This window comes from Leclercia sp. S52, assembly GCF_039727615.1.
GTDB lineage: Bacteria > Pseudomonadota > Gammaproteobacteria > Enterobacterales > Enterobacteriaceae > Enterobacter > Enterobacter adecarboxylatus_B.
In genome coordinates this window covers 774,450-787,040 of sequence record NZ_CP152474.1, presented here as the reverse complement: position 1 = coordinate 787,040, position 12,591 = coordinate 774,450, and the positions used below count along the sequence as shown (strand labels likewise).

Here is a 12,591-nt window from a genome sequence, read left to right as displayed (position 1 = left end):
GTTATTCTGCCTGTACCTGAGCCTGATTCTGTTGCTGATTAGGTTCCTCAACCGGCGCCGGGATCCACCCGACCGATGCGCCTGAGTCATAGCGCAAATCAACGTAGCTAATCCTTTTGCCTTCAGCCTGCGCCTGCTGCTGCAGAACGGGATAAAGTTCTACAAAACGGGCCAGACGCTTCATCGTGTCACCCCGGCCAAGATTCAGCTTAATGTCGTTCGTCAGCGTCAACTGCCAGGAACGACGCGCCGTCATCGCGGCTTGCTTCAGGGTAAAACGATCTTTAGCCAGCACCTGCCCCATGTTACGGAAACCTTCCAGCACCTCGTTTTCGCTGCCTTCCGGACCATACAACATGGGTAAATTTTGCTTGCTGACACGATCGGCCGGGACGCTGAAAGAAATTCCATCTACGTCAACCATATGCTGATCATTCCAACGCGCAATGGGTACATATTCAACCAGATGAATCTTCAATTCATCCGGCCACTGCTTTCTTACGCTCGCCTGTTTAATCCAGGGCAAACGCTCAATCTGGCTCTGGATAATATTCACGTCTTGCGTCATGAAGGTGCCGGGCGATCCTAATGCCAGAATCGACTGCCGGATATCATCATTACGCGTGTAGTGACGGTCACCCGTCACGACCAGTTTCGACAGAGGCAGACGTTGTGCATCTTCCATCCAGCCGAGCACCATCCAGCCGCTGACAAACACCGTACACAGCACGGCGAGCAGGAAGGTAATCCCTGCAAGACGCGTTCCATTACTCCGCCGTGAAGAGGAATACTCTTCTTCTTCCTCACGGTTTCGCGTGTTCAGCGCAGCCTGAGACATATCAGCCCGCCTGATCCAGAATGCGAACCACTAACTGCGAGAAGCTCATCCCCGCCTGGCGCGCCGCCATCGGCACCAGGCTGTGGCTGGTCATCCCCGGCGAAGTATTAGCTTCCAGCAGATAAAACTGTCCATCGCTATCCTGCATTACGTCGATTCGTCCCCAGCCACGGCAGCCCAGTACATGCCACGCTTTTAGCACCAGAGCGTTTAAAAGGGCTTCACGCTCCGCTTCCAGACCACTTGGGCAGAAATATTGCGTCTCATCAGAGAGATACTTCGCCTCATAATCATAGAAGGTTCCAGCTGGTTGGATACGAATTGACGGTAAAATTTCTTCCCCGAGCATCGCAACGGTAAATTCCGGTCCGCTTAGCCATTTTTCGATCAGAACTTCTTCATCATGTTGAAATGCCAGCGCTAATGCAGATGATATATCGCCTGCTTCGTCGACTTTAGACATTCCTACGCTTGAGCCTTCACGGCTGGGTTTCACAATCACCGGCAATCCCAGCGCCGCAATACGTTCCATAACGCGGGCATCAAAGCCCTGCTCAAATTCACGACGGGTCAATGCCACCCACGGCGCAACCGGCAAACCGGCCCCCTGCCACAGCAGTTTGCTGCGCAGTTTGTCCATGGAGATGGCCGAGGCCATCACGCCGCTGCCGGTGTAAGGCAGGCCGATGATGTCCAGCAGGCCCTGCAGCGTACCGTCTTCACCGCCGCGACCGTGCAGCGCGATAAAGACTTTAGCAAACCCCATCTCTTTCAGGCGCGTCACGTCAGTCTCTTTCGGATCGACCAGATGCGCATTCACGCCGCCTTCGCGAAGCCCTGCCAGCACCGCCGCGCCAGAATTCAGGGAAACCTCGCGCTCTGCAGAGGTGCCGCCAGACAGGACCGCAATCTTATCAGCCATGACGCTCTTCCTCCGAAATTTGCGGCTTAAGTTTGATTTCAGCCAGCGTACGGGCGATCTTGCCGATATTTCCCGCACCCTGCACCAGAATCAAATCATTGCCGGTCAATACCGGGGCAAGCATCGCTGCCGCCTGGGCATGATCGGAGACCAGAATCGGGTCGATCTTACCGCGGCCACGAATGGTGCGGCACAGAGAGCGACTGTCTGCGCCCGGAATCGCCGCCTCGCCCGCCGAATAAACATCCAGCATCAGCAGGGCATCCACCTGTGACAGCACGTTTGCGAAATCGTCGTACAGGTCACGCGTACGGGTATAACGGTGCGGCTGGAACAGCATAACCAGATTTTTGTCCGGCCAGCCCGCGCGCGCCGCTTTGATCGTCGCATCCACTTCGGTCGGGTGATGGCCGTAGTCATCAACCAGCATTGCGGTTCCGCTTTTGCCGTTAACGGTCTCCAGCGGGAACTCACCGAGGAAATCGAAACGACGACCGGTGCCCTGGAAGCTTTCCAGCGCCCGCAGAATATCCTCGTCGTCGATGCCTTCTTCTGTTGCGACCGCCACGGCCGCCGCGGCGTTCAGGGCATTGTGACGGCCTGGCGCATTCAGCGTTACCTGCAGCAGCTCTTTATCCTGACGCGCGAGGGTGAAATGCCCCTGCGCACCGCTCTGCTTGTAACTTTCCACACGCACGTCGGCATCTTCGCTGAAACCGTAGGTGGTGATTTGACGACCGACGCGCGGCAGCAGCTCGCGGATCACCGGATCGTCAACGCACATGACCGCCCGTCCATAAAACGGCAGATTGTGGAGAAAGTTTATAAATGTTTGCTTTAAATTTTCGAAGTCACCCTGGTAGGTATCCATATGGTCGGCTTCGATGTTGGTGACAATCGCCACCATCGGCTGCAGATGCAGGAAAGACGCGTCGCTTTCATCTGCTTCGGCAATCAGATAGCGGCTGTGGCCCAGGCGCGCATGCACGCCCGCGGCTTTTACCAGACCGCCGTTAACGAAGGTAGGATCGAGACCCGCTTCGGCATAAATACTGGAAACCATCGCCGTAGTGGTGGTTTTACCGTGTGTACCGGCAATGGCGATGCCGTGACGAAAACGCATAAGCTCGGCCAGCATCTCCGCCCGGCGGATCACCGGGATACGCGCTTCATGTGCGGCAACGATTTCCGGGTTGTCGGCAGAGATGGCGCTGGAAACCACGACCACGCTCGCATCAAGCACGTTTTCCGGGCGATGGTTAAAATAGATGGTTGCGCCAAGCGACGCCAACTGTTGCGTAACAGGGTTCGGCGCCAGATCGGAACCGCTGATCTGGTAGCCTTCATTCGCCAGCACTTCGGCAATACCGCCCATACCGGCGCCGCCGATGCCAACAAAGTGAATGTGCCGGACGCGACGCATCTCGGGCACGATTGAACGCAGTTTCGCCAGTTGTTGTGTATTCATTCTCTAAACGCCATCGACTACTTCAAAAAATTCGTGCAGCGCAACACGCGCTGCGAGGGTTAAACCTGGGCTGCCAGGCTCACTTCTTTCGCCACCCGCTCCGTTGCATCCGGGATCGCTGCGGCACGTGCGTGCTGCGCCATCTCCAGTAATGTCTCCCGGTTCCAGCCCGCCAAGGTGGTGGCGACCGCGTCTGCGGTAAACTGCGGCTGTTCAAAAATTTTCGCGGCACCGGCTTTCTCAAGCGGCAACGCATTCCAGTACTGCTGACGGTCCTTGTGCTGGAACGGCACAAACAGCGCCGGTAAGCCTGCGGCGGCAATTTCGCTCACCGTCAGCGCGCCGGAGCGGCAGACCACGACATCGGCCCAGGCATATGCCGCCGCCATGTCGTCGATAAACTCGGTTACTTTATGCTGAGGCTGACCCGCGTCGGCATACGCCTGCTCGACCGTTTGCTGACCGCCCTTCCCGCTTTGATGCCAGATGGTCACCGCGTCGCCGAGCTTTGCGGCCACCTGCGGCAGGGTCTGGTTCAGAATGCGCGCACCCTGAGAGCCGCCCACCACCAGCACACGTACCGGGCCCTCACGCCCGACAAGTCGCTCCTGCGGCAACGGCAGCGCCAGCACGTCGACACGCACCGGGTTACCCACCACGTCTGCCTTCGGAAACGCGCCGGGGAAGGCCTGCATCACTTTGCTGGCGATGCGGGAGAGCCATTTGTTAGTCAGGCCGGCAATACCGTTCTGCTCGTGCAGCACAACCGGGATACCCAGCGACCACGCCGCCAGTCCGCCAGGGCCAGAGACATAACCCCCCATTCCCAGCACCACATCCGGCTTAAAGCGCTTCATGATCGCCCGCGCCTGTCGCCAGGCGTTGAAAATACGCACCGGCGCCAGCAGCAGGGCTTTAACACCCTTGCCGCGCAGGCCGGAGATATGGATAAAGTCGATCTCAATCCCGTGCTTCGGCACCAGATCGGCCTCCATGCGGTCTGCGGTTCCCAGCCAGCGTACCTGCCAGCCCTGATCCATTAAATGGTGCGCAACCGCCAGCCCCGGGAACACATGTCCGCCGGTACCGCCTGCCATCACCATTAACCGCTTCGGTTGATTCATCGTGAACCTCGTGTAAACGCCTGGGCATTTTCCAGACGCGTTTCATAATCTATACGTAGCAAAAACATGATGGCGGTCGACATGATCAGCAGACTCGAACCACCATAACTGATTAACGGCAGCGTCAGACCTTTGGTCGGCAGCATACCTGCTGCAGCACCTACGTTAACTAAAGCCTGAAAACTGAACCAGATACCGATTGAACAGGCTAAAAAACCTGAGAAACGGTGGTCGATAACCAGTGCTTTCCGGCCGATCGACATCGCACGGAAAGCCACGAAGAATACCATTAAAAGTGCCAATACCACACCGATATAACCCAGTTCTTCCCCAATGATGGAGAAGATGAAGTCGGTGTGTGCCTCGGGTAAATACTCCAGTTTTTGCACTGAATTCCCCAGCCCCTGGCCCCACACTTCACCGCGGCCAAAGGCCATCAATGACTGGGTCAGCTGATAGCCGCTGCCGAAGGGATCTTCCCACGGGTTCCAGAAAGAGGTCACACGGCGGATACGGTACGGCTCGGCGAGGATCAGCAGCACTACTGCGGAAATCCCCATCCCGATGATGGCGATGAACTGCCAGAGTTTCGCCCCTGCCAGGAACAGCATTGCCAGGGTGGTGACGAACAGCACCACCACGGTACCCAGGTCAGGCTGGGCCAGCAACAGAACCGCCAACACCAGGATCACGCCCATCGGTTTTAAGAAGCCGCGCAGGTTGTTACGAACCTCATCCACCTTACGCACCAGGTAGTTGGCGAGGTAGCAGAACAATGACAGCTTGGTGAATTCGGCAGGCTGAATACGCAGCGGGCCAAAGGCAATCCAGCGCGATGCCCCGTTCACCGAGCTACCCACCACCAGCACGATCAGCAGCATGACGATCGAGGCGATCAGCATCGCGGTACTGTGGCGCTGCCAGAAGGCCATCGGCAGACGCAGGGTTACCATCGCCAGACAGAACGCCAGGATGATGTACAGCCCGTCACGCTTGGCGAACAGGAAGGGATCGTTAGCCAGACGCTGCCCGACGGGCATCGAGGCCGATGTGACCATAATAAAGCCAATCGCCGCCAGCCCCAGCGTGAGCCAGAGCAGCATGCGGTCGTACATCACCAGGCTATCGGAATCTTTATCCCGGGAGCCCATGACCCAGCCTTTTAACGCCGACGAGATCCACACCAGGATGCCAAATCCTGGCAGGCGCGGCATTTTCGGGCGAGGGAGAGAGAAGCGCATCAGCCTAACTCCTTCGCCAGGCGGGTGAACAGATCGCCGCGTTGCTCGAAATTCTTAAACTGATCGAGGCTGGCGCAGGCCGGAGAAAGCAGCACCATGTCGCCCGGCTTCACGCGCGGGGCAATCAGCCGCATTGCCTGCTCCATGGTGTCGGTCTGCTCAGCAACTTCGGGACGCAGCGCCGCCAGTTCGGCACCGTCACGGCCAAAGCAGTAAAGACGCACGTTATCACCGCCGAGATACTGCCTCAGCGAAGAGAAATCAGCCGATTTGCCGTCGCCGCCCAGCAGCAGATGCAGGGTGCCGTCAAGGTGCAGGCCATTCAGCGCCGCTTCGGTGCTGCCGACGTTGGTGGCTTTTGAGTCGTTGATCCAGCGTACGCCGTTACTCTCCAGCGCCAGCTGGAAGCGATGCGCCAGACCGTTGAAGGTAGTCAGGGCTTTCAGGCTGGTGGCACGCGGCAAGCCGGCGGCATCCGCCAGCGCCAGCGCGGCAAGCGCGTTGGTGTAGTTATGCTGGCCCGTCAGATGCATCTCTTTCACGTTCAGCACCTTCTCACCCTTCGCCCGCAGCCAGATTTCCCCCCTGCTGACGGTTCAGGTGATAGTCGCCCATATTGATGCCAAAGCTCACGCAGCGCTCATCCGCCCCGCGTACCGGCATGGTCAGCGCATCATCGGCGTTCACCACGCAGACGCGGGCATTTTCATAGATACGCAGCTTGGCGGCGCGGTACTGCTGCAGGCCAAACGGATAGCGATCCATATGATCTTCGGTCACGTTGAGGATGGTCGCCGCTACTGCCTGCAGGCTTGAGGTGGTTTCCAGCTGGAAGCTGGAGAGCTCAAGAATGTACAGCTCGCGGGCGGCATCCAGCAGCATCAACGCCGGCAGGCCGATATTGCCGCCCACGCCCGCATTGACGCCCGCCGCTTTCGCCATTTCACCGACCAGGCTGGTAACGGTGCTTTTGCCGTTGGAACCGGTAATGGCGACGATCGGCGCCTGAGCTTCACGGCAGAACAGTTCGATATCGCCGACGATTTCAACGCCCGCGTCCGCCGCGGCGCTTAACGCCGGGTGGGCCAGGGCAATGCCCGGGCTGGCGACAATGAGATCGGCGGCATTCAGCCACTCGTCATTCAGACCACCAAGGTGGCGTTCAACCTGTTCCGGCAGTTTATCCAGACCAGGCGGAGAGACACGCGTATCCATCACGCGTGGCGTTACGCCCCGCGCGAGGAAAAAGTCCACGCAGGAGAGGCCGGTTAAGCCCAACCCGATGATAACGACTTTTTTACCCTGGTAATCTGCCATGATTAACGTACCTTCAGCGTTGCCAGGCCAATCAGGACCAGCATCAGCGAAATAATCCAGAACCGCACGATGACGCGCGGTTCCGGCCAGCCTTTCAGTTCATAGTGGTGATGGATAGGTGCCATCCGGAAGATGCGCTGTCCGCGCAGCTTGAAGGAGCCTACCTGCAGGATCACCGACAGGGTTTCAACCACGAACACGCCGCCCATGATCACCAGCAGGAACTCCTGACGCAGCAGCACGGCGATAATGCCCAGCGCGCCGCCCAGTGCCAGCGAACCGACGTCGCCCATAAAGACCTGCGCCGGGTAGGTGTTAAACCACAGGAAGCCGAGACCCGCGCCGACAATCGCCGTACAGACGATCACCAGTTCACCGGCATGACGCAGATACGGAATGTGCAGGTAGCTGGCGAAGTTCATGTTGCCGCTCGCCCAGGCCACTAAGGCAAAGCCCGCCGCGACGAAGACCGTGGGCATGATCGCCAGACCGTCCAGGCCGTCAGTCAGGTTTACCGCGTTGCCGGTACCGACAATCACGAAGTAGGCCAGCAGGATGTAGAACAGACCCAGCTGCGGCATCACGTCTTTAAAGAACGGCACGACAAGCTCGGTGGCCGGGGTGTCTTTGCCTGCCAGATAGAGCGCAAAGGCCACGCCCAGCGCAATCACCGACATCCAGAAATACTTCCAGCGGGCGATCAGCCCTTTGGTATCTTTGCGCACCACTTTGCGGTAGTCGTCGACAAAACCGATAACGCCATAGCCCACCAGCACCACCAGCACGCACCAGACGTACGGATTTGACGGATACGCCCACAGCAGCACCGACACCACAATCGCGGTGAGGATCATAATGCCGCCCATGGTCGGCGTGCCGCGTTTACTGAAGTGTGATTCCGGACCGTCGTTACGCACAACCTGACCGAAAGAGAGTTTTTGCAGACGGGCAATCATGCGCGGGCCCATCCACAGCGAGATGAACAGCGCAGTCAGCAGGCTGACGATGGCGCGAAACGTCAGATAGGAAAAGACGTTAAAGCCGGAATAATATTTGACCAAATGTTCGGCCAGCCAAACTAACATGTCCCATTCTCCTGTAAAGCGTGCACAACCTCTTCCATGGCGGCACTGCGTGAACCTTTCACTAAAACTGTCACAATTTGTTGTTCTTCGACCAGGGCCTTAAGGCGGGCGATCAACGCCGCTTTATCGGCAAAATGCTCACCGACGCCGCTGGCCTGGCTGATATTTTTACTGAGATGACCCGCGCTTAATACGCGATCGATACCGGAGGCTTTCGCCGCTTCACCCACCTGGGTGTGGCAGGCTTCACTTTCATCGCCCAGTTCTGCCATATCGCCGACCACCATCACGCGATAACCCGGCATCTCAGACAGCACCTGTACCGCAGCAGTCATGGAGCCAACGTTGGCGTTGTAGGAGTCGTCCAGCAGCAGTTTGTTTTCCGCCAGCGGGATGGGGAACAGGCGTCCGGGGACGGCTTTCAGGTTTGCCAGCCCGGTTTTGATCGCCGACAGCGGCGCGCCGACGGCCATCGCCAGCGCGGTGGCGGCCAGGGCATTGGTGATATTGTGACGACCCGGCAGCGGCAGCAGCACGTCCACATTCCCCGTCGGGGTCTGCAGCGTAAATTCGGTGCCGTGGGAAGTCACGTGAACGTTGGTAGCGGTGAAGTCGCTGTTGGCGGCATTCGGTGAGAAGCGCCAGGTTTTGCGATCCCCGATGACGCTTTTCCAGTTCAGCCAGTCGTTGTTGTCGGCATTCATAATGGCGATGCCGTTAACCGGCAGGCCGGTGTAGATCTCGCCCTTGGCTTTCGCCACGCCTTCCAGCGAGCCGAAGCCTTCCAGATGCGCTGCCGCGAGGTTATTCACCAGCGCCGCTTCCGGCTGCGTCAGGCTCACGGTCCAGGCAATTTCGCCCTGATGGTTCGCACCCAGCTCAATCACCGCATATTCATGCTCACGGGTCAGACGCAGGAGCGTCATCGGTACGCCGATATCGTTATTGAGATTGCCTGCGGTATAGAGCGTGTTGCCACACTGACTGAGGATCGCGGCGGTCATCTCTTTAACGGAGGTTTTACCGGAGGAGCCGGTCAGCGCCACAATGCGCGCCGGCACCTGCTGGCGAACCCATGCTGCCAGTTCACCAAACGCCAGGCGGGTGTCTTTCACCACCGCCTGCGGCAGGTCGATATCCAGTTTACGGCTTACCAGCAGCGCACCCGCGCCTGCGGCTTTCGCCTGCTCAGCAAAATCGTGCGCATCGAAACGCTCACCCTTCAGCGCCACAAACAGGCAGCCAGGCGTGATTTTACGCGTGTCGGTGGTAACCGCATCGAAGGTCAGCTCGCCGCTGACGTCTGCGCCCAGGATAGTGGCCAGCTGGCTTAGCGTTACGCTAATCATGCCATCACTCCCAGCAGACGCGCCGCGGTCACACGGTCGGAGTAGTCCAGACGGTTGGTGCCAACGATCTGATAATCTTCATGGCCTTTACCGGCCAGCAGCACCACGTCGTTCTCACCGGCCTGCATGATGGCGTTAGTTACCGCTTCGGCGCGCCCCTCGACAACACGTGCGCGCCCGGCATCGAGCATCCCGGCCAGAATGTCGTTGATAATGGCGCGTGGCTCTTCGGTGCGCGGGTTGTCATCGGTCACAACCGCGATATCCGCGAACTGCTCGGCAATGGCCCCCATCAGCGGACGCTTGCCTTTGTCGCGATCGCCGCCGCAGCCAAAGACGCACCACAGCTTACCGGCGCAGTGCAGACGCGCCGCTTCCAGCGCTTTTTCCAGCGCATCCGGGGTGTGGGCGTAATCCACCACTACGGTGGGTTTGCCTGGGGCGGTGAACACTTCCATACGCCCGCAAACCGGCAGCAGACGTGCGGAGGTGCTGAGCAGCGCCGGCAGCGGATAACCCAGCGCCAGCAGAGTAGCAAGAGCCAGCAGCAGGTTGCTGACGTTGAACGCCCCCATCAGGCGGCTTTCGATTTCGCCTTCACCCCAGGAGGAGGCAAAGCGGATGGTCGCGCCGCTGTCGTGGTAGGTCACGTCGGTGGCTTTCAGCCAGCGACCATGACAGTTCGGATTGATATGGTCGGCCATGGAGACCGCAACGGCGTCCGGCAGCTTAGCCAGCCAGCGGCGACCCACTTCGTCATCAGCGTTGATAATCGCCTGACCGGCGTGGTGCGTGGCATACAGCTGCCATTTCGCCGCTTCGTAGTTTTCCATGTCGCCATGGTAGTCGAGATGGTCCCGGCTCAGGTTCGTGAACACGGAGGCGGCAAACTTCAGCGCCGCGACACGGTGCTGAACCAGCCCGTGGGAAGAGACTTCCATTGCCGCGAAGGTTGCACCCTGCCCTGCCAGACCGGCCAGCACATGCTGCACGTCGACGGCGGAGCCGGTGGTGTTTTCCGTTGGGTTCACTTTGCCCAGCAGGCCGTTCCCCACGGTACCCATCACCGCGCTGGTTTCACCCAGCAGCTGCGCCCACTGCGCCATCAGTTGCGTGGTGGTGGTTTTACCGTTGGTGCCGGTTACGCCAACCAGGCGCAGCTGGTCAGAAGGTTCATTATAGAAACGCCCCGCCAGCGCGGAGAGACGTTCGGTTAACTGGCTGAGATAGATGACCGGCACGCCGTGCATTTCACGGATTTCACCATCGGCGGCTTCATCTTTTGCCTCAGCAATAATGGCAGCTACACCTTGCGCTATCGCCTGCGGGATATACCGACGCCCGTCCGCCTGATGACCCACCACTGCCACAAAAAGATCGCCCGAGGCAGCCACACGGCTGTCGAGTACCATCTCCCGCAGTTCTCGCGCAGGTAAACCAGCTACCCACGGAGCAAGAAGGTCGCGCAAATTACGATCTGCCACCTGTTCCCTCGCCTTGATTAATTACAAATTCACTTTTCTCGCCCGTTGCCAGCGCATCCGGCTCGATGTTCATGGTGCGCAGTACGCCGCCCATGATGGCACCGAAGACCGGCGCGGAAACGGCGCCACCGTAGTATTTACCCGCCTGTGGATCGTTGATGACCACCACCAGCGCAAAACGCGGATTACTCGCAGGCGCAACGCCTGCGGTATATGCAATGTATTTATTGATGTAGCGGCCATCCGGCCCGACTTTTTTCGCCGTACCGGTTTTAATTGCGATGCGATAGCCTTTGATCGCCGCCTTCACGCCACCACCGCCTGGCAGGGCCACGCTCTCCATCATGTGCACGACGGTACGGACGATTGACTCCGGGAAGATACGCTCACCGGGAACCGGCGGATCGACTTTGGTAATCGACAGCGGGCGATAGACGCCATAGCTGCCAATCGTTGCATAGACACGCGCCAACTGTAACGGGGTTACCATTAGCCCGTAGCCGAAAGAGAAGGTGGCCCTCTCTATGTCAGACCACCGTTGTTTTTGAGGATATAAGCCACTGCGTTCTCCGACCAACCCCAAATTGGTCGCTTTTCCCAGCCCAAAACGTGAGTAAGTTTCTACCAACGCTGAGGACGGCATCGCTAACGCCAGCTTAGAAACGCCGACGTTACTCGACTTCTGTAAAACCCCGGTGAGGGTCAATTCGCTGTAACGCGCCACATCTTTGATTTCGTGACCGTTGATTCGGTAAGGTACCGTGTTGAGCACGGTGTTTTCATTGACGATGCCGCGCTGCAGGGCCGTCATCACCACCATAGGTTTGACCGTTGAGCCCGGCTCGAAGACGTCGGTGATGGCGCGGTTACGCATCGCATCTTTGGCGGTGCCGGTGAAGTTGTTCGGGTTGTAGGACGGGCTGTTGGCCATCGCCAACACTTCGCCAGTGCTGACGTCCACCAGTACCGCACTGCCCGATTCCGCCTTGTTGAAGGCCACGGCGTTATTCAGCTCACGGTACACCAGCGCCTGCAGACGCTCGTCGATGCTCAGCGCCAGGTTGTGCGCCGCCTGGCTGTCCGTGGAAGAGATATCTTCAATCACGCGGCCATAGCGGTCTTTACGCACTACACGTTCGCCAGGCTGGCCGGTCAGCCACTTATCGAAACTCTTCTCGACGCCTTCAATGCCCTGGCTGTCGACGTTGGTAAAGCCGATCAGGTGTGCGGTCACTTCCCCGGACGGGTAGTAGCGACGCGACTCTTCCCGCAGGTGAATGCCGGGCAGCTTCAGCTTTTTGATGTAGTCGGCCATATCAGGGTTAACCTGACGCGCCAGATAGATAAAGCGCCCTTTCGGGTTGGCGTTAACGCGGGCTGCCAGCTGATCGAGCGGCATTTTCAGCGCGTCAGAGAGGGCTTTCCAGCGGTTATCGAGGGAGATCCCGCCGGCGTCATGCAGCTCTTTCGGATCCGCCCAGATCGCTTTCACCGGCACGCTGACCGCCAGCGGACGGCCGGAACGGTCGGTGATCAGGCCACGCGATGTCGAGACTTCCTGCACGCGCAGGGAACGCATATCGCCCTGGCGCACCAGCATATCGGGGGCAATGATTTGCAGCCACGCCACACGTCCCAGCAGGAAACCCAGCGCCAGTAAAATGCAGCCGCAAAGCAACGCAAAACGCCAGCTGATAAAGCTGGCCTGTTCTTCCTGACGTTTTGGTTTTAGCGCCTTCGCCGCCGATTTCATGCGTCGCGTT

General features: G+C 58.8%; 9 protein-coding genes and 1 pseudogene. All 10 read right to left on the bottom strand.

The window, feature by feature from the left end; translation table 11 throughout:
* Position 1 precedes the first annotated feature (1 nt).
* Positions 2 to 838: a cell division protein FtsQ gene (ftsQ, locus tag AAHB66_RS03730; RefSeq protein WP_333851432.1), complete on the bottom strand. Its 837-nt coding sequence runs from the start codon at positions 836 to 838 to the stop codon at positions 2 to 4.
* A gap of 1 nt (position 839) precedes the next feature.
* A complete protein-coding gene (locus tag AAHB66_RS03725; protein ID WP_347115252.1) occupies positions 840 to 1,760 on the bottom strand; it encodes a D-alanine--D-alanine ligase in 921 nt (306 codons plus the stop codon).
* The gene (gene murC / locus AAHB66_RS03720) at positions 1,753 to 3,228 is read right to left on the bottom strand and encodes a UDP-N-acetylmuramate--L-alanine ligase (RefSeq protein ID WP_347115251.1); all 1,476 of its coding nucleotides are present in this window, start codon (positions 3,226 to 3,228) and stop codon (positions 1,753 to 1,755) included. The genes AAHB66_RS03725 and murC overlap by 8 nt, the downstream gene beginning before the upstream one ends.
* Positions 3,229 to 3,287: 59 nt before the next feature.
* Positions 3,288 to 4,352 carry an undecaprenyldiphospho-muramoylpentapeptide beta-N-acetylglucosaminyltransferase gene (murG, locus tag AAHB66_RS03715; protein WP_347115250.1) on the bottom strand — a complete coding sequence of 355 codons (1,065 nt, stop codon included), beginning with the start codon at positions 4,350 to 4,352 and terminating at the stop codon, positions 3,288 to 3,290.
* Positions 4,349 to 5,593 (bottom strand): cell division protein FtsW, encoded by a 1,245-nt coding sequence (gene ftsW / locus AAHB66_RS03710; RefSeq protein WP_337016909.1) that lies wholly within the window; start codon positions 5,591 to 5,593, stop codon positions 4,349 to 4,351. Before ftsW ends, murG begins: the two co-directional genes overlap by 4 nt.
* Positions 5,593 to 6,910: pseudogene (gene murD / locus AAHB66_RS03705) on the bottom strand (UDP-N-acetylmuramoyl-L-alanine--D-glutamate ligase). Before murD ends, ftsW begins: the two are co-directional and overlap by 1 nt.
* A 2-nt stretch (positions 6,911 to 6,912) precedes the next feature.
* Positions 6,913 to 7,995: a phospho-N-acetylmuramoyl-pentapeptide-transferase gene (gene mraY, locus AAHB66_RS03700; RefSeq protein ID WP_333851444.1), complete on the bottom strand. Its 1,083-nt coding sequence runs from the start codon at positions 7,993 to 7,995 to the stop codon at positions 6,913 to 6,915.
* Positions 7,989 to 9,344, bottom strand: a complete 1,356-nt coding sequence (murF, locus tag AAHB66_RS03695; RefSeq protein ID WP_347115249.1) for a UDP-N-acetylmuramoyl-tripeptide--D-alanyl-D-alanine ligase — start codon at positions 9,342 to 9,344, stop codon at positions 7,989 to 7,991. Before murF ends, mraY begins: the two co-directional genes overlap by 7 nt.
* On the bottom strand, positions 9,341 to 10,828 hold the full coding sequence (gene murE, locus AAHB66_RS03690; RefSeq protein ID WP_347115248.1) for a UDP-N-acetylmuramoyl-L-alanyl-D-glutamate--2,6-diaminopimelate ligase: 1,488 nt from the start codon (positions 10,826 to 10,828) through the stop codon (positions 9,341 to 9,343). Before murE ends, murF begins: the two co-directional genes overlap by 4 nt.
* Positions 10,815 to 12,581, bottom strand: coding sequence for a peptidoglycan glycosyltransferase FtsI (locus AAHB66_RS03685; protein ID WP_114315899.1), 1,767 nt, complete (start codon positions 12,579 to 12,581; stop codon positions 10,815 to 10,817). Before AAHB66_RS03685 ends, murE begins: the two co-directional genes overlap by 14 nt.
* Positions 12,582 to 12,591 lie beyond the last annotated feature (10 nt).

Excerpts from the sequence above, each read along its gene's own strand:
- murG (WP_347115250.1), bottom strand. The coding sequence starts at position 4,352 with ATGAATCAACCGAAGCGGTTAATGGTGATGGCAGGCGGTACCGGCGGA.
- mraY (WP_333851444.1), bottom strand. The coding sequence starts at position 7,995 with ATGTTAGTTTGGCTGGCCGAACATTTGGTCAAATATTATTCCGGCTTT.
- AAHB66_RS03725 (WP_347115252.1), bottom strand. The coding sequence starts at position 1,760 with ATGGCTGATAAGATTGCGGTCCTGTCTGGCGGCACCTCTGCAGAGCGC.
- ftsW (WP_337016909.1), bottom strand. The coding sequence starts at position 5,593 with ATGCGCTTCTCTCTCCCTCGCCCGAAAATGCCGCGCCTGCCAGGATTT.
- AAHB66_RS03685 (WP_114315899.1), bottom strand. The coding sequence starts at position 12,581 with ATGAAATCGGCGGCGAAGGCGCTAAAACCAAAACGTCAGGAAGAACAG.
- ftsQ (WP_333851432.1), bottom strand. The coding sequence starts at position 838 with ATGTCTCAGGCTGCGCTGAACACGCGAAACCGTGAGGAAGAAGAAGAG.
- murF (WP_347115249.1), bottom strand. The coding sequence starts at position 9,344 with ATGATTAGCGTAACGCTAAGCCAGCTGGCCACTATCCTGGGCGCAGAC.
- murC (WP_347115251.1), bottom strand. The coding sequence starts at position 3,228 with ATGAATACACAACAACTGGCGAAACTGCGTTCAATCGTGCCCGAGATG.